The 20,739-nt window shown below is 34.1% G+C and carries 23 protein-coding genes; 10 read left to right on the forward strand and 13 right to left on the reverse strand.

Going from position 1 to position 20,739, the window contains the following annotated elements; translation table 11 throughout:
* Nucleotides 1-3: 3 nt before the first annotated feature.
* From MJQ71_RS00610 to MJQ71_RS00620, 3 genes are all read left to right on the forward strand, one after another.
* The gene (locus MJQ71_RS00610; protein WP_238803778.1) at nucleotides 4-861 is read left to right on the forward strand and encodes a PDDEXK family nuclease; all 858 of its coding nucleotides are present in this window, start codon (nucleotides 4-6) and stop codon (nucleotides 859-861) included.
* Nucleotides 854-1,834, forward strand: a complete 981-nt coding sequence (gene miaA, locus MJQ71_RS00615; protein WP_238803779.1) for a tRNA (adenosine(37)-N6)-dimethylallyltransferase MiaA — start codon at nucleotides 854-856, stop codon at nucleotides 1,832-1,834. The genes MJQ71_RS00610 and miaA overlap by 8 nt, the downstream gene beginning before the upstream one ends.
* A gap of 76 nt (nucleotides 1,835-1,910) precedes the next feature.
* Entirely contained in the window at nucleotides 1,911-3,491 is a 1,581-nt protein-coding gene (locus MJQ71_RS00620; RefSeq protein ID WP_238803780.1) for a ThuA domain-containing protein, read from the forward strand.
* Between the two features lie 37 nt (nucleotides 3,492-3,528).
* Here the strand turns inward: MJQ71_RS00620 and MJQ71_RS00625 are convergent, their stop codons facing one another.
* The 3 genes from MJQ71_RS00625 to MJQ71_RS00635 form a co-directional block, all read right to left on the reverse strand.
* Complete coding sequence (locus MJQ71_RS00625; RefSeq protein ID WP_238803781.1) at nucleotides 3,529-4,137, reverse strand: histidine kinase; 609 nt, start codon at nucleotides 4,135-4,137, stop codon at nucleotides 3,529-3,531.
* A gap of 142 nt (nucleotides 4,138-4,279) precedes the next feature.
* Nucleotides 4,280-5,431 (reverse strand): CaiB/BaiF CoA transferase family protein, encoded by a 1,152-nt coding sequence (locus MJQ71_RS00630; RefSeq protein WP_238803782.1) that lies wholly within the window; start codon nucleotides 5,429-5,431, stop codon nucleotides 4,280-4,282.
* Nucleotides 5,432-5,469: 38 nt separating this feature from the next.
* Nucleotides 5,470-6,186: a thioredoxin domain-containing protein gene (locus MJQ71_RS00635; RefSeq protein ID WP_238803783.1), complete on the reverse strand. Its 717-nt coding sequence runs from the start codon at nucleotides 6,184-6,186 to the stop codon at nucleotides 5,470-5,472.
* Nucleotides 6,187-6,494: 308 nt separating this feature from the next.
* Here MJQ71_RS00635 and MJQ71_RS00640 point away from each other — a divergent pair, with 308 nt between their 5' ends.
* The 3 genes from MJQ71_RS00640 to MJQ71_RS00650 all read left to right on the forward strand — a co-directional run bounded on the left by MJQ71_RS00640 (nucleotide 6,495) and on the right by MJQ71_RS00650 (nucleotide 9,269).
* Complete coding sequence (locus MJQ71_RS00640; protein WP_238803784.1) at nucleotides 6,495-7,475, forward strand: YitT family protein; 981 nt, start codon at nucleotides 6,495-6,497, stop codon at nucleotides 7,473-7,475.
* Between the two features lie 102 nt (nucleotides 7,476-7,577).
* On the forward strand, nucleotides 7,578-8,768 hold the full coding sequence (locus tag MJQ71_RS00645) for a M20 metallopeptidase family protein (protein ID WP_238803785.1): 1,191 nt from the start codon (nucleotides 7,578-7,580) through the stop codon (nucleotides 8,766-8,768).
* Nucleotides 8,769-8,960: 192 nt separating this feature from the next.
* Nucleotides 8,961-9,269 (forward strand): hypothetical protein, encoded by a 309-nt coding sequence (locus MJQ71_RS00650; protein ID WP_238803786.1) that lies wholly within the window; start codon nucleotides 8,961-8,963, stop codon nucleotides 9,267-9,269.
* A gap of 143 nt (nucleotides 9,270-9,412) precedes the next feature.
* Here the strand turns inward: MJQ71_RS00650 and MJQ71_RS00655 are convergent, their stop codons facing one another.
* From MJQ71_RS00655 to MJQ71_RS00665, 3 genes are all read right to left on the reverse strand, one after another.
* On the reverse strand, nucleotides 9,413-10,351 hold the full coding sequence (locus MJQ71_RS00655) for a hypothetical protein (protein WP_238803787.1): 939 nt from the start codon (nucleotides 10,349-10,351) through the stop codon (nucleotides 9,413-9,415).
* A gap of 319 nt (nucleotides 10,352-10,670) precedes the next feature.
* The gene (locus MJQ71_RS00660) at nucleotides 10,671-11,567 is read right to left on the reverse strand and encodes a DUF58 domain-containing protein (RefSeq protein WP_238803788.1); all 897 of its coding nucleotides are present in this window, start codon (nucleotides 11,565-11,567) and stop codon (nucleotides 10,671-10,673) included.
* Nucleotides 11,568-11,617: 50 nt separating this feature from the next.
* A complete protein-coding gene (locus tag MJQ71_RS00665; RefSeq protein WP_238803789.1) occupies nucleotides 11,618-12,178 on the reverse strand; it encodes a septal ring lytic transglycosylase RlpA family protein in 561 nt (186 codons plus the stop codon).
* A 223-nt stretch (nucleotides 12,179-12,401) separates the two neighbouring features.
* Here MJQ71_RS00665 and MJQ71_RS00670 point away from each other — a divergent pair, with 223 nt between their 5' ends.
* Both MJQ71_RS00670 and ychF read left to right on the forward strand, forming a co-directional pair.
* A complete protein-coding gene (locus MJQ71_RS00670) occupies nucleotides 12,402-12,764 on the forward strand; it encodes a DUF3276 family protein (protein ID WP_238803790.1) in 363 nt (120 codons plus the stop codon).
* Nucleotides 12,765-13,003: 239 nt separating this feature from the next.
* Nucleotides 13,004-14,107 (forward strand): redox-regulated ATPase YchF, encoded by a 1,104-nt coding sequence (ychF, locus tag MJQ71_RS00675; protein ID WP_238803791.1) that lies wholly within the window; start codon nucleotides 13,004-13,006, stop codon nucleotides 14,105-14,107.
* A 48-nt stretch (nucleotides 14,108-14,155) separates the two neighbouring features.
* Here ychF and MJQ71_RS00680 read toward each other — a convergent pair whose 3' ends face one another.
* Nucleotides 14,156-15,349 carry a peptidase associated/transthyretin-like domain-containing protein gene (locus MJQ71_RS00680; RefSeq protein WP_238803792.1) on the reverse strand — a complete coding sequence of 398 codons (1,194 nt, stop codon included), beginning with the start codon at nucleotides 15,347-15,349 and terminating at the stop codon, nucleotides 14,156-14,158.
* A 201-nt stretch (nucleotides 15,350-15,550) separates the two neighbouring features.
* Between MJQ71_RS00680 and MJQ71_RS00685 the strand changes: the two genes are divergently transcribed.
* The gene (locus MJQ71_RS00685; protein ID WP_238803793.1) at nucleotides 15,551-16,102 is read left to right on the forward strand and encodes a hypothetical protein; all 552 of its coding nucleotides are present in this window, start codon (nucleotides 15,551-15,553) and stop codon (nucleotides 16,100-16,102) included.
* 74 nt (nucleotides 16,103-16,176) lie between these two features.
* Here MJQ71_RS00685 and mog read toward each other — a convergent pair whose 3' ends face one another.
* The 4 genes from mog to rplU all read right to left on the reverse strand — a co-directional run bounded on the left by mog (nucleotide 16,177) and on the right by rplU (nucleotide 18,246).
* A complete protein-coding gene (mog, locus tag MJQ71_RS00690) occupies nucleotides 16,177-16,704 on the reverse strand; it encodes a molybdopterin adenylyltransferase (protein WP_238803794.1) in 528 nt (175 codons plus the stop codon).
* Nucleotides 16,705-16,715: 11 nt separating this feature from the next.
* Complete coding sequence (locus tag MJQ71_RS00695; RefSeq protein ID WP_238803795.1) at nucleotides 16,716-17,312, reverse strand: NifU family protein; 597 nt, start codon at nucleotides 17,310-17,312, stop codon at nucleotides 16,716-16,718.
* Nucleotides 17,313-17,536: 224 nt separating this feature from the next.
* On the reverse strand, nucleotides 17,537-17,794 hold the full coding sequence (gene rpmA / locus MJQ71_RS00700; RefSeq protein WP_238803796.1) for a 50S ribosomal protein L27: 258 nt from the start codon (nucleotides 17,792-17,794) through the stop codon (nucleotides 17,537-17,539).
* Between the two features lie 143 nt (nucleotides 17,795-17,937).
* Nucleotides 17,938-18,246, reverse strand: a complete 309-nt coding sequence (gene rplU, locus MJQ71_RS00705; RefSeq protein ID WP_238803797.1) for a 50S ribosomal protein L21 — start codon at nucleotides 18,244-18,246, stop codon at nucleotides 17,938-17,940.
* Nucleotides 18,247-18,436: 190 nt separating this feature from the next.
* On the opposite strand from rplU, the gene MJQ71_RS00710 reads away from it, so the two are divergent.
* Nucleotides 18,437-18,874, forward strand: coding sequence for a CBS domain-containing protein (locus MJQ71_RS00710; protein WP_238803798.1), 438 nt, complete (start codon nucleotides 18,437-18,439; stop codon nucleotides 18,872-18,874).
* A 38-nt stretch (nucleotides 18,875-18,912) separates the two neighbouring features.
* On the opposite strand, the gene MJQ71_RS00715 is transcribed toward MJQ71_RS00710, so the two are convergent.
* Nucleotides 18,913-19,566, reverse strand: a complete 654-nt coding sequence (locus tag MJQ71_RS00715; protein ID WP_238803799.1) for a lysoplasmalogenase — start codon at nucleotides 19,564-19,566, stop codon at nucleotides 18,913-18,915.
* The gene (locus MJQ71_RS00720) at nucleotides 19,556-20,710 is read right to left on the reverse strand and encodes a M28 family metallopeptidase (protein ID WP_238803800.1); all 1,155 of its coding nucleotides are present in this window, start codon (nucleotides 20,708-20,710) and stop codon (nucleotides 19,556-19,558) included. Before MJQ71_RS00720 ends, MJQ71_RS00715 begins: the two co-directional genes overlap by 11 nt.
* Nucleotides 20,711-20,739: the final 29 nt, after the last annotated feature.

Raw genomic sequence — 20,739 nt, forward strand, 5'->3', positions numbered from 1 at the left:
CCTTTGCATAAATTAGCTGCGGAAATAACAAGTTTTATCACTGAAAATTGTGAAACTATCATTCTAAGGAATCCCGATGATTTCCCTAAATCTCCATTTATTTATTTGTTTCTTCCCGAAAAAAACTTGGTTTTACATTGCATCGACCAAGAAATAATGGTGGATAAATCTACTTTTTTTCAAGAACTGACGAATCAATTTGCTGCTCAGAACATCAAAATTATTCACCTTTGGGTTGATGTATGGCACGCAAAACAAGATATTGTGAAATCAAGATTATTGTCTGTTTTGGGTAAAAGTGAAACAATTCCCGCTCGACTCACGCAGGTTCGCCGTATTGACAAAGTTTTATTAGATAATTTCCTAACAATCAATCATTTACAAGGAAGTGTCAATGCCAAACTGAAATATGCTTTATTTTTACCTAAACGCTATTTTAGGGTTATCAAGAATGAAAAAATAGTGTCAGAATTGAAAGACTCAGAAGAGATGTTGGTTGCAGTTGCTTCGTTTAGTAATTCAAAAAAAATACTAAGAGAAGGGAATGTTTTTCGTTCTTTTGAACTGATTCGCTTTGCTAATTTAAAAGGTTTTACTGTAGTTGGAGGGTTAAATAAATTACTTAAAAACTTTATTCGTGAGCAATCACCCGATGATATTATGACCTACGCCGATTGTGATTGGTCGGATGGAACAAATTACGAAAAGCTTGGTTTTGAGAGAATAATACAAACGTCTCCTTTATCTTTTGAGGTTGATAATCAGCTATTTACAAGAAAATTAATCGACCAAAATTCAGAAAAAAACAAAATTTACAATGCAGGAAATTGGAAATTTTTGATGAAAATAAATCATGAATAATACAGAAAATGAAATTCCATTGGTTGTGATTCTTGGACCAACGGCTTCTGGAAAAACCAAGTTAGCGGTAAATTTAGCAACTAAAATTAATGGCGAAATTATAAGTGCTGATAGCCGACAAGTATATCAAGGTATGACAATCGGCACAGGAAAAGATTATGATGAATATTTGCCTTTTTTTAAAAAAGATAATCGTTTTCCAGCAGGAATCGCTGGACTTCACTTAGTTGATGTGGTGGCAGCAGGCGATAGCTATAATGTAGCTTGTTTTCAGAAGGATTTTCAAAAGGCGTATCAGTCAATAATTTCTCAAAGAAAACCGACAATCCTTTGTGGCGGAACAGGAATGTATATTGAAGCGGTGTTACGTAATTATGAAGATACGCAAGTGCCTGTTAATCAAGACTTTAGGAATGATTTAGAGCGGAAAACAGACAATGAATTACTTTTATTATTTGAAGATAATTATAAAAATATTCATCCAAATGCCGATATTTCTACCCGAAAAAGATTGATTCGTGCGATTGAAATTGGTTTTTTTAAGATGCAAGATATAAGATTTGAGATGCTGGAAATGAAAAATAAAGATGTTAACGCATTGATTTTTGGCATCAATATTCCTGTGGAAATACGACGAGAGCGAATTACAAAACGGCTACATGAACGCCTTGAAAACGGCATGATTGAAGAAGTAAAAATGTTACTTGAAAAGGGTATTTCTGCCGAAAAATTAATATTTTATGGACTTGAATATAAGTTCATTACAGAATATTTATTGGGTGAATTGGCATATAACGAAATGACAAAAAGGTTAGAAATCGCCATTCATCAATTTGCAAAACGGCAAATGACATTTTTTAGAAGTATGGAGCGTAAAGGATTAATAATCAATTGGTTAGATGGAATGAAGACAGTCGAACAGATGACTGAAGATATATTGATTTTGATTAAAAATCGCTCAAATGCAGTATAATATTCATACAGAACTTATATTTGTGATTGAAGTAAATTTTGTTGTTCATATTTTATTGCTTAGTTAATTCCAAAGAATGAAAAAAACATTACTCATAATTTGTGCTTTTTTGATGTCTTGCATTGCTTTTGGACAAACTAAAACATTGGTTTTTTATCAAGCGTCATATACTGATGAAGCAAAGATTTTGTGGGATAACGCCCATGCAACTAAGCGTTTGCTTGATACTACGTCAAATCCTACGAAAATTAGTGAATCAAATCTAAAAAATTATAACGCAATTGTCTTTTTGAATGTTTCTGTGAATGCGTTGAATTTTCAGCAATCGGCTGAATTACAACGTTTTATGCAAGCAGGTGGCGGTTTTGTTGGAATCAATTTGGCAATCGAAAAGAGCTATAAATGGCTTTGGTATAACAAAATGATTGGTGGTACTTTGACCGAAAACCAATTGAACGATAAAATACAACTGAGTATCATTACTAACGCTTCCATCGGTAAAAATGATTTGCCACCTTTATGGAAAATTGAAGATAAACCATTGATTATTAGTCCTTTGCCAGTGCGTTGTAAGCCTGTTTTGCTTGATGTTATGGGTAAAACTTGGGCATGGTATTATACAACTGAAGAAGGTGGAAAGATGTTTTACACTGCCTTAGGAGGTGATTTATCTGCTTATCAAAATACAGTTTTTATATCTCATATTTGGGCAGGAATTGAGGAAGTATCTTCTAAAAATTTGCCTGATTATGAAAAAATTGCTGATACAGCTTTGCCATTAGAACAAAATTTTCTGAAAGTAACTTTATCCGATAAATTAGATAATCCGTTAGTTTTGGCTACAACTCCCAGCCGAAACGTTGTTTTAGTTGAACAAAGCGGAAAAATAAAAATATATAATTCACAGAAAAGAACAACAAATTTTGTTGGTAACCTTGATGCAACAAAGCTAAAAGCAATCAAACTTGACCCTGAATTTACTGAAAATGGCTATATTTATACTTTTTCAGAAACAAATCCGAATGAATATAAAATTGGACGAGTAGAAATAATGGGTGATAGTTTAGCGATTGTGACTGATTTTTCAAGTCAATCAATAACACCGATTCAAAGAAATATTGTTTACGATTTTGATAAAAACCCCAATGAAGCTTATCGTTTACCTAAATATTTTGATGGTAAATCGTTTAAGTTTGATAACGAACAAGGATTTATTTTGGAAACACTCGACGAAGATGGAAATATCAAGAATATAGAGCCATTTTTACCAATTTTTCGTTTTAATTTTATTAAAGATATGACTTTTGGGTTTGATGGTGGGTTGTATTTTTTAGAAGATAATTCGTTGATGCGGATTGATTATTCAGAGAAGAATCGAAAGCCGATTGCGAGTGCTTCAGCCGACGTTTTATCAGGAAATGTTCCTTTGAAAGTTAAGTTTTCGTCGTCAGGTTCTATTGATTATGATGCAAAAGATATTTTGAGTTTTGAATGGAATTTTGGCGGTACAAATATTTCTCGAGAGCCTAATCCTGAATTTGTTTTCTCAAAAATTGGTACTTACGATATAAAACTTAAAGTAACTGATAGTCAAGGTGATAGCTCAGATTCTGTACTGAAAATTCAAGTAAATAAAGGCACTGTTAAAAGAAAATAATGAAAGGTTTTCATGGCTATAAAGCTTTCATTTGAGGTCAATCATATTGTTTTGTTGGAATTTCAATAATAAAATTGGTACTTAAATAATCATTTTCGATTCTGCAATTGAGCTTTTCACCTACTTTTTTAATGATAAAATGAAGTTTTAGCTGATTATTTTGTTTTTGCATTAATTCTTCAACTTGTTTGAAAGCAAAAAGTGGTTTCACTTGAATTGACTCAGTTTTGAGATTAGATTCTATTTCTTGAAAAAATACAAATTTATCGCCAATTCTCTTTTTTTCGAGTTCGAGATATAATAGAATAGTCTCTATTTCTTGGGCAAGTGAGATGTTTTTTTGTTTCGAACTATTTGAAAGCGTTTTTAAAAGATTGGTAAATTCGGTTAAATATTGTGCCGCCTCCATTGGGCTATGAAGCAAAATATATTGCTTTATAGAATTCAGGTTTCCATATAAAAACTGCTGATTGCCCATAATTCCTTCTAACTCTTGAATCTTTTCTAGAAGTCCAGATTCAGTTTTTTTTTTATAATAATTCAACAGACTTAACCATAAACCAACTATGACCAATACCAACACTATTGTGTACCACAAAACGTCGGAGAAAGACAATAAAATAGTGAGATAATTATTCGTTATCATCAAGCAGTTTTAAGGGTTAGTAATAGCTTAATCAAATTTAGATAAATTGATTTTTGAAGTGAAGCTACATTTATTATTTGGTAGGTTTTATCGGAAATTTGGTAGATTTGGGTAGAAATTTGGATTTAAGATTCTCTGTAAATTATAATGATTGAAGAATATCCTGTGTATCTTCTCCTAATTCAGGAGCTATCCAAGATGGTTTAGCTGGCGTTTCCGAAAACTTGAGTGGTACGCCAATACTTATAAATTTACCTGTTTTTGGATGTTCCTCTTCAATTAACATTTCACGAGCCTGTAAATGTGGGTCATCGCAAAGTTCATCAAGTTCATTGACAGCAGAAATTAATAAGTCATTTTTGGAACCAAAATCTATCCAATAACTTCTTGATTGTGAGCGGATTAACTCTGATATTTTGTTTTTGTATTCAGCTAATTTTTGTTCATTTTCGGGAATTATAAAAGCCATCCAATCGGGTTTGTTGAGAAGAGTGCAGAATTTTTGCCAAAATTTTGGTTCAAGTGTCCCCAAAGCAATAAATTTTTGGTCTGAAGTTTTGTAAACACCGTAATTTGGTAAACCTCCCGACAAAGCAAAATTTCCACGAGTAGCATTTTCTTGCATTGGCGTTAGGTAATCACCTTTGATAATTAAGGGTGTGAGTAAGGGCATAACGGCATCCGTCATCGAAACATCGACTTGTTGTCCTTTGCCAGTTTGGTTGCGGGCATGAATGGCTGATAAAGTCGCAATGACACACATATATGAACCACCCGCAATATCTGCAAGTTGTACACCTGTGGGAATCGGCTCGTCTGTTTTACCTGTTACACCCAAAACGCCTGCAACCGACGTATAGTTAAGGTCGTGACCTGCCAAATGTGCATAAGGCCCCGTTTGACCATAGCCAGTGATACTTATATAAATTATTTTTTCGTTGATTTTCTTAGCATCTTCGTAGCCAATGCCATATTTATCCAAAAATTTGGGGCGAAATTGTTCAACTACTACATCAGCAGTTTTTACTAATGTCAAGAAGGTATTTTTACCTTCTTCTGTTGTAAAGTCGAGCGAAAAACTAAGTTTTGATCTGTTGAATGCCATATAATTCATCGAAACGCCATTTTTGTAAGGCGGAAAATTTCGGACGAAATCGGGTTGTTTAGGGTCTTCAATTTTGATTACTTCGGCACCCATATCGGCCATTAGCATCGTACCTAATGGGCCTGGTAATAATCTGGTAAGGTCTAAAATTCGGATTCCTTGAAGTGGTCCTTGACTTGGTTTTCGCATGATAGATTCGCTATTTTGATGAGCGAATGTAGTAAAAACTATTTCATTCTTTGCAAGATTTCTTTCATTTCCGTTTCATCCATTTCTCCAACTCCTCGCCAAACTTGTCGCCCTTTCTTGATGATTACATAAGTCGGAATTTCTTCAACTTTGAAAGCTGTTGCGATATTATCGCTTTTTTCAGCATCAATTTTGAGGAGTTTGATACTTTTATTTTGGTCGGCAATTCGGTTTAAAATGGGAGTCATTTTTTTACAAGGAGCACACCAATCGGCATAAAAATCTATCAAAACGAGGTCATTTGTTTTGACAATTTGGTCAAGATTATCCATTGTAAATGCTGCAATTGGCTGTGTAGTTGTGTTATCTGAAACATAAGGTTTGCTCGAAGAAGTCCATTTTGCAAATCCTCCAGCCATGTCATAGACTTCTTTATATCCTAAATCTCGAAGAAAAGCTGCAGCATCGGTGCTTCTTCTTCCTGAAAAACAGTAAATAAATACAGGACGATTTTTATCTAATTTGATTTTAATAATTTCTTCAAAATTATCGTCATTGAAGTTCATGTTGACGGCTCTTTTTAAATGTCCACGCATAAATTCTTCGGGAGTTCTGACATCAACCAACTGAGCAATCTCTGGATTTTCTTTGAGTTTTGTATCAAATTCATTGATTGACAACAAAAATTTATCTTTGGTTTGAGAGAAAGAATTTGAAGCAATAAATAGGAGCGAAATAAAAAGAAAACGTTTCATGATGGGTATTGGATAAAGATGTTTATTGATAAAAATATAGCAAATTTCAAGCCAATTAACAATTCGAAATGAAAGCTCTTCGGGTAAAAAACAAATATAACGACTAAAGGTAAAATAGGACAATCTTCATCTACAGAATCTTGTTTTTACTATTTGTAGGCACTAAATACCCTTTTTCGGAGTTATAATAATACAGAGATAAATATTTTCAAGACTTTTTGGTTCGCATTTGTTGCAAACCAATGCTTTGCTATTTTAGTCTCAAACAACTTTTTATAACATTTTCCATAAAACTTAACATAGAAGCTATGAATTCATTTCTGACCAAATTAATCATTGAAACTATTCTCAAAAATAAGAGAAGAAGGCAAGCTCTTGGCAAAAAAACTTATACCAGATTTGAGCTTGCCAAAGGTTTTAGAGAGTTAAAAATATTAATAATTAGACAATTCAAAGATGCTATACTTATTTCTCTTGGCATCGCTTCGGCAGCATTCGGATTGGAAAGCTTTTTGTTGCCGAGTAAGTTTATTGACGGTGGAGCAACGGGTATTTCATTGTTAATCACCGAATTGACGTCATTTCCATTGTGGGGTTTATTGATTGTTATTAATATTCCTTTCGTAATTCTTGCGTATAATATTCTCGGAAAAGAATTTGCTATCAAAACGGCGGCAGCTATTAGTTTATTGGCAATTTGTATCGCTACGGTTCATTTTCAAGAAGTTACGCATGATAAACTATTAGTAGCTGTTTTTGGCGGATTTTTCCTTGGGGCTGGTATAGGGCTTTCGGTTCGAGGAGGAGCAGTTATTGATGGAACGGAAGTTTTAGCGATTTTTTTAAGCAGAAAATTAGGAACTACACTTGGTGATATCATTATCGGAATCAATGTTATTATCTTTTCTGCAGCTGCGTATTTTCTTTCTGTGGAGTCGGCACTTTATTCCATGATAACCTATTTGGTTGCCTCAAAAACACTCGATTTCTTTATTGAAGGTATTGAAGAATATACAGGTGTTACGATAATATCCCCACACAGTGATGAAATTCGACAAATGATTATTGATACAATTGGTAGAGGTGTAACCGTTTATTCGGGTAAAAGAGGGTTTGGAAGAGGAGGAGAAACCAAAGAAATAGATATTGTTTATACGGTTATTACACGATTGGAATTGAATAAACTTAAAACTGAAATTGAGAAAATAGACCCAAATTCGTTTGTAGTAATGAGTAGCGTAAAAGATACCAAAGGAGGAATGATAAAAAAACGCCCACTCGAACATTGATTTTGGAATACTCAAGGATATGGAAAATACCAAATAATAGTTTTTTCGTTGTTTATTCCGTCGTATTTTTGCGAAGATATTTTCAAATAAAGCATTACAAATATGTCACTTGACTTAAAAATAAAGCAATTAGCCAAAGACTACGCATCAGAAGTAGTCGCTAATCGCCGCCATTTACACACTAATCCAGAGTTATCTTTTCAGGAATATAATACAGCAAAATTTGTTGCCCAAAAATTAAAAGATATTGGCTTGACTCCACAAGAAGGTATTGCCAATACGGGCGTTGTAGCACTAATCGAAGGGCGAAACCCAGCTAGTAAAGTAATCGGGCTACGTGCCGATATGGATGCACTTCCTATTTTTGAGAAAAATGAAGTGTCTTATAAATCGCAAAATGAAGGTGTTATGCACGCTTGCGGTCATGATGCTCATACGTCTTCTTTGCTCGGAACTGCCAAGATTCTACATCAACTGCGAGACGAATTTGAAGGAACAATTAAATTAGTTTTTCAGCCAGCAGAAGAAAAAGCACCAGGTGGAGCTTCAATTATGATAAAAGAAGGTGTGTTGGAAAACCCAGCTCCAGCAAGTATGCTCGGCCAGCATGTTGCTCCTAATATTCCAGTTGGTAAAATAGGTTTTCGTGAAGGAATGTACATGGCCAGCACCGATGAATTATATTTAACGGTTAAAGGAAAAGGAGGTCACGGAGCAATGCCTGACCAACTCATTGACCCCGTTTTGATTGCTTCGCACGTGATTGTTGCTCTACAACAAGTCATTTCAAGAAACCGTAAACCCGCTAATCCATCGGTGCTTTCATTTGGCCGGTTTATTGCTGATGGCGTAACCAATGTTATCCCAAATGAAGTGACGATTCAAGGTACTTTCCGTTGTATGGATGAAGAATGGCGAGAAGATGGATTACGTCGAATGAAAAAAATGGCAGAAGGTATTACCGAAGCGATGGGAGGCGTGTGTGATTTTGAAGTAGTGAAAGGTTATCCTTTTTTGAAAAACCATCCTGAACTTACGCGTCGAATCCGAACTGAAGCAACTACCTACATGGGACGAGAAAATATTATCGACCTTGATTTATGGATGGCAGGTGAAGATTTTGCTTTTTATTCACAAGTTGTTGATTCATGTTTTTATAGACTTGGAACAAGAAATGAGGCACGAGGAATTATTTCTGGTGTTCATACACCAACATTTGATATTGATGAGACTGCTCTCGAAATTGGACCTGGATTAATGTCTTGGTTAGCAATTCGTGAATTAGCTAAGTAAACGTTTATTAAGTACAATTACCAATAAGACCAATTTTCCTCCACTTACTGCTAAATACCTACCAGTTATTGGATTTGGTTTTTTTAATGATACAATGGCATTTTTTTTGCGTTAGAACCATTAGATAAGAATTACTTCAAACCTTTGTTTTTGGCAAATTCTTGAATGAATTTTGATAAAAAAAGCTATTAGATGCGTACCTTAGTAATTGTTCTACAAATTTTAGGCGGATTAACTTTTATCCCTTGGTTTACGGTTGCTGGCCTTTCTTTCATTTCACTAAATTCGAGTGAATCAATTAAAAAGATAGGTCCTTGGTTATTTATCATTTCAATTTTCATCTATCCCTTTATTGTTGGAGGATGTTATTGGTGGGCTTGGTCAATTGTTTTAACTGGCGACTTATTTACTGCTGCTCTTTGGAGTTGTCTTCCATTAATTTGTTTTGGAGTGGCTTATCTCATTATTTCGCAAACATCAGATTACCTTAAAAGGTATTAAAAAAAAATAATAAATAAGGAAGTCCCAGTAAATTTTTACTGGGACTTCCTTATTTATACGCAATTAAATATGAAAAAAGGCATGGTTGTAAAACAAAAAAAGCTAGTCATAAGACCAGCTTTCTTGCATTCATTATAAAAAGGTTACTCATTCTTTGCTGATGCTTTGGTGTCGTCTTTCTGCACTTCAACCGTCGAAATATTTGTTGACGAACATCCATTTTTTGTTACTTTTAAAACATAAATATATTTTCCCGCATTCAAATCACTTAGGGTTGCTATTTTATCATTGATTGTGTCAATAAAAGGGCCTTTCCAAACGTATAAAGCTTCCGTTCCTGCATCGTGGGCTTCTAATTTTGCAACTTGACCAACCTTTATATTTGCATTGTTAGCAATGGCGACGGGGATATTTCGTACTTCAACTTTTGCTGTATCAACTGATTTACATCCATTTTTTGACACACTCAAATAGTATGTATAATGCCCAATTGCCAAATCCTGAACAATTACCTCCGAATTATATGCCGAAAAGTCAGTGGGAGGGAGTGTCCAACGATAATTCACGCCAATACCAGCATCGGCTGCACTCAATTTTATTGGGTCGCCATAACAGAACTGGCCACCAATAGCAATCGCTCTTGGTCGTTCTTTCACCATTAATTTAATCTTTCCAATAGTTGTTGAACCATTCTTTTTAATAGTGAAATTATAAAATCCAGCCTGAAAAGGAGTTATTTTTTCGAGCCTAATTTGTTGTGAAATGGATGAAAAACCAGCAGGCCCTTTCCAAGAATAAATAGCATCTTCGCCAAAATCGGGTGTTGACAAAACAATACTATTGTTTTCACACACATAAACCGTTGAAGTTTTAGAATCTTCTGTATTCACAATTTTTTTATGATAAGGCACTGCTCTACTTTCATCAAATGAAAAGAAAAATAGTTCTGAAGTGTCCTGTAACATTGGTTGTGAATTGTATGCTAAAAGTTCGGTCGGTTTTTCAATTTCTCTATCAATTGATTCGGGCTTATTCTGTGCTTTTAAAGGTGTTTCACGCAGCACAATCGTAAAGGTTATCATATATACACAAAAAATTTTCTTGATAGCCATGACTAAATTTAGGGTTTTTGAGAAATTGACAATTGCCCGCTGTATTTGAAAACTCATCGCCAAAAAAGGCATTCCAAAGTAGCTACTTTGGGTAATATAAATTACAGGAATTTACTGATACAATCGAATATGAATTGTCTTATCCAAAAACCATGCTAAAAATTGTATTTACCAACAAGATTTAGATATAAGTTTGTTTTTTTTTGTAAAATATTGTTTATCAGTCTTTTATGAATACAAAAAAAACACTCGTTTTTTGCGAGTGTTTTCTGATAAAGATTTTTATAGATTATCTTCCACGTTTTACTAAAAAAGCAGATAAAATTGGGTCAAATCCTTGGGCTATATCGGCCTCAATAAAATCAATTTTATATTGACCACATTTCAATTTTAAATCATGGTAAAATTCTTTGATTGATGCTTGATATTGTTCTTTCACTTGAGACGGCTGGGCTCTTACTTTTTCACCAGATTCTAAGTCAATAAACTCATAAGGGCGTTCTTCAAAATTAAAATCTTCTTCGGTATTTTTATCCGTCACATGGAAAAGCAAAACTTCGTGCATATTATGTCGCAAGTGCTGCATGGCCGAAAACAAGCGTTCTGAATTGTTAATATCTTCAAACATATCACTGAAAATCACTACTAACGAACGTTTATGGATTTTTTCGGCAATTTCGTGAAGTGTATCTACAACCGATGTTCTTCTTTGAGGTTTAGGCTTTTGCAAAAGCGATTCTAAATCCATAAAAATTTTATGAATGTGCGAAGGCGTCGATTTAATGGGTGTTTGAATCTCAATTCCGTCCGAAAAAGTCAGTAAACTTACCGCATCACGCTGTTTTTGCAGCATATAAGCTACTGCTCCCGCTGCCATCGTACTAAAAGTTATTTTGCCATTAGTTTTCTCAGGATAATACATCGAAGAAGAAGTATCAATCAAAATATGGCAGCGAAGATTGGTTTCCTCTTCATACCGTTTTACGTAAAGACGGTCGGTTTTTGCAAATACTTTCCAATCAATATATCGAGTACTTTCCCCAGTATTGTAGAGTCGATGTTCGGCAAATTCAACCGAAAAACCATGAAAAGGTGATTTATGAAGCCCAGTTATGAATCCTTCTACAAGTTGTTTGGCAAGAAATTCGACATTGCCGTATTCACGTATTTTTGCTACATCTAACATAAATTTCTTTGGAAAACAATCAGTAGTTTTATTATCTAAACAACGACAAATTACTTCTTTTTCTTATTATTTGTTGTCTTTTTCTTGGTTACAGCTTTTTTCTTACTATTTTTTTTCTTGCTTTTGGCTTTCGGTTTGGAAGAAGGAACGAATATTTTAATTTTATCTTCTTCTTCACTTTTATTCAACTCAATTGAATTTTCTAGAATAACGTCAGGTTTTGAAATAATTACCGTATTGTGTTCTCCAACAATCGTAACTTTCACTTTTGCTAGTCCAGACTTAAACATGCCCAAACGAGCGGCCGCAGCGTGCGAAACGTCTAATATTCTTTTTTTAGTATAGGGACCTCTATCATTGACTCTTACAATACACCATTTTTTGTTGGCCAAATTTGTTACTTCAAGCATCGTACCAAAAGGTAACTTCGGGTGGGCACAAGTTAAATCGCCTTTTACTAAAATTTCGCCATTGGCAGTTTTGTGTCCATAAAGTTTACTACTATAATACGAGGCTATACCAAATGATTCGGCTCCTAAAATGGGCGTTTGGCTGTATAAAAATAGTGGTTTTACTAAGAAAAAGAGGAAAAAAAAACGTATTTTCTTCAATATCATTATTGGATAGAATTGGTTTCTAAGTGCATAGTTACGAATTTTTTTGCAATGACCGAAACAATTGGAGATTTCGTAGTCGAATCAAAATGTTGGTTTTATTTTATTTCAAATGAAAATAATATTATTTTTAACTAAAAAACGTTATAAAATATTTTTCATAAAATAATAAAATCATATATTTGGAATTCATTCTAAACCTCTAAAACCTAAAAGGATTGTGGAAAGAGAAGACAGAGACAAAATTTACTCCAAGCGTGTAAGAGCGGGAAAGCGTACCTATTTCTTCGATGTAAGAAGCACCCGCTCAAGTGATTACTACCTAACTATCACCGAAAGCCGTCGTTTTCAAAAAGATGGGGGATTTGTGTTCGAAAAGAGCAAAATGTTTGTTTACAAAGAGGATTTTAACAAATTTCTCGAAGCTCTTCAAGAAACTGTCGACCACATCAAAAACGAATTAATGCCAGATTATGATTTCGACCAGTTTAAGCATGACGAGCAGCAATTGCCAAACGACGAAGTAATTAATGTGGAAAATGACGATTATGCTAGCAGTGGCTCAGATTTAAAATGGGAGTAGTACGTCAATAAATGATTATTAGTGAACCCTTATCAAGTTAATTTTAAAGATTATTTGTGTAAATAAGTTTACTTATAGTTGTTAATTGCCATTTGCACACCGAAAAGCCTTTGAGAATTTCTCGAAGGCTTTGCTGTTTTGAGGGTTTTATGTTACTTTTGCACCCTAATTTAATAAATAAACTAAACAAGGCTTGTCAAACAGGAAGTTTCCCTCAATAAGCAATCCGAAATAAAAATATGGCTTTACAAGTCGGTATCGTGGGTTTACCCAATGTTGGAAAATCAACATTATTTAACGCAGTATCAAACAGTGCTAAAGCTCAAGCGAGCAACTATCGTTTCTGTACAATTGACCCAAACGTTGGGCTTGTTGATGTACCTGACGAGCGTTTGAATAAATTGTCGGAATTAGTAAAACCTAATCGAATTGTGCCAACACAAATTGAAATCGTTGATATTGCTGGTTTGGTTCGTGGTGCAAGTAAAGGTGAAGGTTTAGGAAATAAATTCTTAGGAAATATTCGTGAAGTTGATGCCATCATTCATGTTGTAAGATGTTTTGAAGATGAAAATATTTTGCGTGAAGAAGGAGCAATCAATCCTGTAAGTGATAAAGAAATTATTGATACAGAACTCCAATTAAAAGATTTGGAAAGTGTCGAAAAGAAAATACAAAAAACCGAAAAACAAGCAAAAGTTGGCGGTGATGCAAAAGCTAAAGCCGAATTTGATGTCTTGAAACGTTGCCAAGAATGGCTTTTACAAGGAAAAAGCATCAGAGAATTGGGCTTGACAAAAGAAGAGATTCCTGCAATTGCCGATTTATGTCTGTTGTCAATTAAACCTGTACTTTACGTTGCTAATGTTGATGAAGCGTCAATGCACTCAGGTAATAAATATTCGGAAGTTTTGCAGAAAGCAGCCGATGCTGAAAAAGCCCAAATGATTGTTTTGAATAATTCAGTTGAAGCTCAAATTACGGAGTTAGAAGACCTTGACGACAAATTAATGTTTTTGGAAGAATATGGTTTGACCGAACCAGGCTTAAATCGTTTGATTCGTTCGGCTTATAAATTATTGGAGTTACGCACGTATTTTACTGCGGGTGTACAAGAAGTAAGAGCTTGGACAATTCAACAAGGTTGGAAAGCACCGCAAGCCGCAAGTGTTATCCATACTGACTTTGAAAAAGGATTTATCAAAGCGGAAGTAATTGCGTATGCCGACTTCGTTAAATATGGTTCAGAAGCCGCTTGTAGAGAAGCAGGACGATTGCGAATCGAAGGAAAAGAATATGTAGTTGCCGACGGCGATGTTATGCACTTCAGATTTAATGTATAAATAAATATTAGAAAGATATACAGTCCCTTTCCCGCAAGAGAAAGGGATTTATTTTTTGTCTGCAATTTTCAACATGGCTGGCAAAGGAATCAAATAATTGGAGGTTCCCCAGAAACGTTCTTCATATTTTCCACCTCTCGGAAAATTTTCGGTCGTTAGTAATTCTTCTCCCATTTGTATGGCCGAACGATGACCTAATTTTAGGCTTTCATTAGCCATAAACTGAACTGTCATGGTAGCTTCAGTCGTAAATCTTTTTTCGAGTTTATCCTCAAATTTGGCCGCAAAAATAAGTTTACAATCCTGCAATTGCCAAAGTCCATTCAAAGGCAAATATTGATTATATCCTTTCACGAGTTTCCCTTCTTTTTTTGTATTGTTAGTAAAATTGCCTTTAATAACGTCTTTTACGCCCTCAGGAGTCATTTCATATTCTATTCTTACAATTGCTTGAGAGTTTTGAGTAAGATAAATTTTACCATTTCTTGCTGCTTTCACTCGCTTATTAATTGGCGTAAAACTAATTGAATAAACGAGGCTATCGCCAAAATAAGTCATTGTTGAATCAATTTTAAAATCATAATCATTGATACTTCCTTTATCTAAATAATCAGGCACACTATTTTCGAGCGAACGCGTTACGATGGCAGCTCCATTCATAAATCCCCAACCATCAAGTTTGGCTGTTTGCCCTGTCCATTCATATTTTCGAGCTTTCATAAGTTTCATTTTTTCTGGTTCAAGGTCTTTCTCTTTGTGCGTTCGTTCAACTCGGATGAGAGCTTCTTTTATTTTCACAAAACCTAATTTTTCCATCTCAATGGTTTCTAAATAATAGCCGAATTGATAATTTGGATAAGTCGGAAAATTCTTCTTAACTGCCGCTAATGCATCTTTGATAATGAGTTTGGCATCGCCTCCTTGAATCGAAGCCAATGTTTGGGCTGGTTCAAGCTCAATCACACTGCTAGAATCGAAAGAAGATGCTTTTTTAATAACACTTTTATAACCAATTGTTGTAATAACAACCATCGAATCGAGGTCAATTTTCGGAAAATAAAACTTAAATTCTCCAAGTGCATTGGCTTCACTCGAAAAACCTTTGCTTGGAATACTCAAATAAGCATTTGGGATTTCTTTTTGAGTAGTTTTGTCTATAATTTTTCCAGAAATAGAAGAGTAGCCTTGACAAAAAACAATGGTTGGAAGTAATAATAAGATTAAAAAGTAGTTAAATTTCATATATTTTGTTACAAATCTTTCAATATTAACGTTTAAAAATAAAAATATGCTTAAAACTATTGCATCTTTTTTTATAGTTTACTTACATTTGGCAAATTTATGGCTGAATTAAGATTAAACGTCCAATCGCTAGCATGTAATTCCAGTTATTTATTTTAAAATTTACGAGTATTTCACTAAAAATCAAAACCAATTAACAAAATGAAAAATTTATTTTCGCTATTATTTATGTGTTTTTTGAGCTTGGCCGTTCTGACTTCAACAGCTCAAGAAGGCAAAAAAGGCTCTAAAGGAAAGGCTAAAACCGACAAAACAGAAAAAGCTGATAAAAAAGACAAAGCAGCAGACAAAAAAGAGAAGGCCGATAAAAAAGAAAAGGCTGATAAAAAAGACAAAGCAGCAGACAAAAAAGAAAAATCTGATAAAAAAGAAAAAGTCGATAAAGTAGATAAAAAAGAGAAAACTGATAAGAAAGAAAAAGCAGTCGACAAAAAAGAGAAAACAGAAAAAGTAGATAAGAAAGAGAAAAAATCAAACGATAAAGACAACACAATCAAACCTGCTCCGAAACCAAATACAAAGGATGATGGAAAAGAGGCTGACCAATCTACTCGTAAAAAAGTAGCGGGCGGTGACAAACAAATTGGTAAAGATGAAAAAGGCCGTACTATTTTTGAAGGCTCACGTGGAGGTCAATATTATATCAACTCAAATGGCAACAAAACCTATTTGAAAGCGGATAAGAAATTGTAATTGCCTTAAACGATTTCGATAGAAATAAAAAGTCCCGATTCTTTTGAGTCGGGACTTTTTTGTAATTATATAAATTATGATTTTGGTCTAAATTCTTTCATAACTTCCTGATTACAAACCAAATATGGACCTTCAATCAAATCAATGCAATACGGAATTGCTGGAAAAACTGCATCCAAACATTGGCGAATCGCTTTTGGTTTTCCAGGGAGATTAAGTATCAAAGTATGGTTACGAATACCAGCTGTTTGACGAGATAAAATCGCAGTTGGGACATATTTAAGGCTTTCTTGACGCATCAATTCACCAAAACCAGGCATCATTTTTTGACAAACAGCCTCGGTTGCTTCGGGTGTAACATCACGCAAAGCTGGCCCAGTTCCACCTGTTGTCACAACTAAACAACAAGCGTGTATGTCAGCCATTTCGATGAGTGTTTGTGAAATTAACTCTTGTTCATCAGGAATAACTCTGTAAACAGTCTCAAACTCCGAAATCAAATATTCTTTTAATGTTTCCACAACTGCTTTTCCAGGAATATCTTCATAAATTCCAGCACTTGCACGGTCAGAAACATTTATTACACCAATTTTTATTGTCATTTGCCTTCAAATTAAACACCTTCTGCTACAACTTCTTTTACTTCAGGAACCATTGTTTTTAATAGGCGTTCGATACCATCTTTCAACGTAACTGTTGAAGAAGGGCAACCGCTGCACGAACCTTGTAAATATACTTTCACTTGCCCTGAAATTTCGTCAAATGAAGCAAAATTGATTGCTCCGCCGTCAGATTCTACTGCAGGACGAACATATTGGTCGAGTGTTGATTTTATTTTTGCAATAATTGCCGAATCGTTGGCATCAATAATTAAAGTATTTTTATCGATTGTTTTTTGAGCAAAAACCAAATTGTTTTGTTCAAAAAATATCTTCATAAACTTCTTTATATCATAAACAATATCTTCCCATTCGGTTTCGTCATCCTTTGTGATAGTGATAAAGTTTGAAGCAATAAAAATTCTTCTTACAAATGGAAATTGAAATAAATCACCAGCTAAAGGCGATGCTTTTGATTCTTCAAAAGTAGCAGCTAATGATGGGTAATCGAATGTAAGTCCTTCGGGAGCAAGTTCAAAATTCAATACAAATTTCATTGAATTTGGGTTTGGACTTAGCTCAGTATAAATCATTGTTTGGCGTTGCAACATGAGTTTTGAATTGGTAATGTAGCGTTAAGAATTAAGAATAGCCCTTATATTGGCTCATTTACTCTTTATTTTTAACAAATATATAGCTAAATAAGTTTGGTATAGCATAAAAAAACCTGTTACGAATAACAGGTTTTTTTATTGACTTTTACATAATTACAATTCTCTAAACACTACTGATATAATACCAGTAAAGTTTTTTTGATTTATAACTTATGATTGTCTTACGCTTCCGCAGAAACGCTAACGAATGATTTTCCGTCACGTCCTTTTTTGAACTCAACAATACCAGCTGTTAAAGCAAACAAAGTATGGTCACGACCAATACCTACGTTTACACCTGGATTGTGTTTTGTACCACGTTGACGTACAATGATGTTACCAGCGATAGCTGTTTGACCACCAAACAATTTTACGCCTAAGCGTTTGCTTTCTGATTCACGTCCGTTTCTCGACGAACCAACACCTTTCTTGTGTGCCATAATTTTTTAAAATATTGACCAAATGCTTGTTTGGCAGTTTGGTACGATTGATAAATGAGAGAATGAAATGGTCATTCGGTTTTATCAAAATTGTGATTTATTGCCCTAATGACTTTCTAAAATTAATAATTGGTTAAACCAATTTACGCAATTTCGTCGATTTGGATTTTCGTCAAATACTGACGGTGTCCATTTTTCTTTACGTAACCTTTACGACGCTTTTTCTTGAAAACGATTACTTTTTCGCCTTTCAAATGTTCTAAGATGGTTGCTTTTACTGAAGCACCACTAACGACTGGCGTACCTACTGATACTGTTCCGTCGTTGTCAACAAGGAGAACCTTGTCGAATACAAGTGCAGCGTTCACATCTCCTTCTAACCTGTTGGTATAAAGTGTGCGACCCTTTTCAACTTTAAATTGCTGCCCTGCGATTTCTACGATTGCGTACATGTTTTTGAATTATAATTGACAATTATCTAATTTGAACTTCCCGAAAATCGTTTTTCGACTTGAAAGAACACTATTTCGGGCTGCAAAGATAAGTATATAATTTTATTTTTCAAACTATTGCTTTATTTGATTTTATTTATCAAATTGTATTCAAATTATTATTCGTTATCTTATTTAACTCCTAACATTTATGAAAATCCGTCAAATTATTCAAGGAAAAAAGATTAACGCCCTTTTTTCGGTCACATCCGATACAACAGTTTACAATGCTTTGGTCGAAATGGCTAACAAAAATATTGGGGCGGTATTGGTCATTGATGAAGGAAAACTTTCAGGGATTTTTTCAGAGCGTGATTATGCTCGTAAAATTGTATTGAAGGGCTTACATTCAGAAGAAACATTGGTAAAAGATGTAATGACAGCGAATGTAATTACGATTGAAATGGAGGATAAATTGGAATTAGCGATGCAAATAATGTCAGAAAGACATATTCGCCATTTACCTGTATTGGAAAATGGTGTTTTATCCGGTATTATTTCGATTAATGATGTAGTTTCATCAATTATAAAAGAACAAAAGGCTCAAATCGAATCTTTACAAGGCTACATTTCAGGAAATTATGCTTGATGAAAAAATTGAAGATTTTTAAGCTGTATGATATTTTATCATACAGCTTTTTTTCTGCCCAAAAGTACTCCTTCCACAATCAAATATTGAGCTAAAATGTATGTTGCCATTATCAAAATATCAGGAAAAGGAATGGCAAATGCAAACTTATTAATGGCAATGAGTGAGTCTGAAATGATAAACGAAATAGCCCCAATAAGTACAAATTGATAACTTTTTGTGTTGGTTTGTCTTTCCATGGCCTTAATTCCCATCAATGTAATTGCTAGAGAATAAACTAAAATTGGAATCTTAAAATCGGCAGGTATTTTACTTATAAGTATATTCAATAAAACTACTGTGTAGAGTAAAAAGGGTAAACGCTTTAAATATTGTACTTTGTTTTCTTTTTGAAAAATAATGGTATAAGTAACCTGAGCTACTAAAAATGAACCTAATCCTAATAAAAAGAAATTTGGATTTTGTCTTTGAAACATCAAAAATGTATCTCCAAAACACGAAAAAAGCAAGGCTGCTAACATCAATTTATCAACGAGAATGAGGTCATTTTTAGCTTTTAGAAAATAAAAAATACCCAAAGAAATCATCAATATTGGTTTAGTAAAATAGTTTAGCCAATCAATGTTGGTAAAACCCGCCACAATATTGATTGTGCCAAGTACGAAATAAAAAATAGTTTGATTACGAGTCATGTTTTTCCGAATTAAGGTTGATTCCAATATTTTCTGCTAAAATAATTGCTGTTTCCATTGGCTTAAAATCTACATTTTGGAGCGTATCAGTTGGTCGGTGAATATTGGGCATTCTGCCATTTTTATCGAGTGCAGCCAACGTTACTGAAGGTATTCCAGCTCGCTGAAACCAAACCGAATCGAAGTCGGCTGTATGCCAAGCTCCTGTGCTAACATCTTTTAAATCAACTCTTTGTGAGGTTGTTTTTTTTGCTATTTTAACCAAATCATTATCATACACAATGTTTGACCAGCTTCCTGTTTGAGTAATGATTTTTAAATCTCCACTACCAAGTGTATCAAAATTTATTAGATAAGTTTGCTTTGTAAATTCTTGGTAATGTTTTTTCATATAAGCTCTTGCTCCAATCATCCCGACTTCTTCGGCTCCAGTAATAACCAATTCAACATCAAGGTTTTGTAGGTTTTTTGACCAAAGTTTTTGAGCCGTTTCAATGGCTGCTGCAACGCCTGTTGCATTGTCGGATGCTCCATTAGAATAACCAAATCTGAAAAAATCTATTGATGCAGTAATGCCCTGTAAAATAAAATAAAAAGCCAAAATATTAGCTACTAAAAGCAAAAAGTTGTTTGGTATAATAAACTGAGAAATAGCCAAAAACTGAGCTAATAACATCAAAATTAAACTCATTTTTAGGGATTTTCTAAAATTTCCAACCATTTCTGGGCGGTAAAGCAACGAAATCGGTGCTGTGTCCCAATGAGCCATTAATATAAGTTTTTTAGCTTTGGGAGTCAGGTTTTTAGACTTTATAACAAGATTATTAGATTTCACTAAGGGTGGAAAACTCGTTACAGGCGAAGCATACCAATTGAAATAAAGTAGTGCCATCGTCACGAAAATTAATGTGATAATTAACCCTACAATCGCAGAAAAATTTAACGCAATCAACCCAGCCGATAAACCCAAAATAAGCCACCAAACAACAGAAATATATGTTTTTGGCGTGCGAAATGATTCTCTACTAACAGACTGATTAATAAATAGTTGACTCAAAAAATCAAGTACAGGAGCTTCATTTTTTGTCGCTACGCCTCGATTTGGAAAAGTAGTCAGTTTTTCAACAATTTGTTGAGGTGTCATTATAGTGATAGGTTTTAGGGATTTTGAAG

It is taken from the genome of Emticicia aquatica (genome assembly GCF_923079645.1).
Taxonomy (GTDB): Bacteria; Bacteroidota; Bacteroidia; order Cytophagales; family Spirosomataceae; genus Emticicia; species Emticicia aquatica.

What these genes read in the sequence shown, in the direction of transcription:
- miaA (WP_238803779.1), top strand. Translation starts at nt 854, where the DNA reads ATGAATAATACAGAAAATGAAATTCCATTGGTTGTGATTCTTGGACCA.
- MJQ71_RS00620 (WP_238803780.1), top strand. Translation starts at nt 1,911, where the DNA reads ATGAAAAAAACATTACTCATAATTTGTGCTTTTTTGATGTCTTGCATT.
- MJQ71_RS00625 (WP_238803781.1), bottom strand. Translation starts at nt 4,137, where the DNA reads ATGATAACGAATAATTATCTCACTATTTTATTGTCTTTCTCCGACGTT.
- MJQ71_RS00630 (WP_238803782.1), bottom strand. Translation starts at nt 5,431, where the DNA reads ATGCGAAAACCAAGTCAAGGACCACTTCAAGGAATCCGAATTTTAGAC.
- MJQ71_RS00635 (WP_238803783.1), bottom strand. Translation starts at nt 6,186, where the DNA reads ATGAAACGTTTTCTTTTTATTTCGCTCCTATTTATTGCTTCAAATTCT.
- MJQ71_RS00640 (WP_238803784.1), top strand. Translation starts at nt 6,495, where the DNA reads ATGAATTCATTTCTGACCAAATTAATCATTGAAACTATTCTCAAAAAT.
- MJQ71_RS00645 (WP_238803785.1), top strand. Translation starts at nt 7,578, where the DNA reads ATGTCACTTGACTTAAAAATAAAGCAATTAGCCAAAGACTACGCATCA.
- MJQ71_RS00650 (WP_238803786.1), top strand. Translation starts at nt 8,961, where the DNA reads ATGCGTACCTTAGTAATTGTTCTACAAATTTTAGGCGGATTAACTTTT.
- MJQ71_RS00655 (WP_238803787.1), bottom strand. Translation starts at nt 10,351, where the DNA reads ATGATAACCTTTACGATTGTGCTGCGTGAAACACCTTTAAAAGCACAG.
- MJQ71_RS00660 (WP_238803788.1), bottom strand. Translation starts at nt 11,567, where the DNA reads ATGTTAGATGTAGCAAAAATACGTGAATACGGCAATGTCGAATTTCTT.
- ychF (WP_238803791.1), top strand. Translation starts at nt 13,004, where the DNA reads ATGGCTTTACAAGTCGGTATCGTGGGTTTACCCAATGTTGGAAAATCA.
- MJQ71_RS00680 (WP_238803792.1), bottom strand. Translation starts at nt 15,349, where the DNA reads ATGAAATTTAACTACTTTTTAATCTTATTATTACTTCCAACCATTGTT.
- MJQ71_RS00685 (WP_238803793.1), top strand. Translation starts at nt 15,551, where the DNA reads ATGAAAAATTTATTTTCGCTATTATTTATGTGTTTTTTGAGCTTGGCC.
- mog (WP_238803794.1), bottom strand. Translation starts at nt 16,704, where the DNA reads ATGACAATAAAAATTGGTGTAATAAATGTTTCTGACCGTGCAAGTGCT.
- MJQ71_RS00695 (WP_238803795.1), bottom strand. Translation starts at nt 17,312, where the DNA reads ATGTTGCAACGCCAAACAATGATTTATACTGAGCTAAGTCCAAACCCA.
- rpmA (WP_238803796.1), bottom strand. Translation starts at nt 17,794, where the DNA reads ATGGCACACAAGAAAGGTGTTGGTTCGTCGAGAAACGGACGTGAATCA.
- rplU (WP_238803797.1), bottom strand. Translation starts at nt 18,246, where the DNA reads ATGTACGCAATCGTAGAAATCGCAGGGCAGCAATTTAAAGTTGAAAAG.
- MJQ71_RS00710 (WP_238803798.1), top strand. Translation starts at nt 18,437, where the DNA reads ATGAAAATCCGTCAAATTATTCAAGGAAAAAAGATTAACGCCCTTTTT.
- MJQ71_RS00715 (WP_238803799.1), bottom strand. Translation starts at nt 19,566, where the DNA reads ATGACTCGTAATCAAACTATTTTTTATTTCGTACTTGGCACAATCAAT.
- MJQ71_RS00720 (WP_238803800.1), bottom strand. Translation starts at nt 20,710, where the DNA reads ATGACACCTCAACAAATTGTTGAAAAACTGACTACTTTTCCAAATCGA.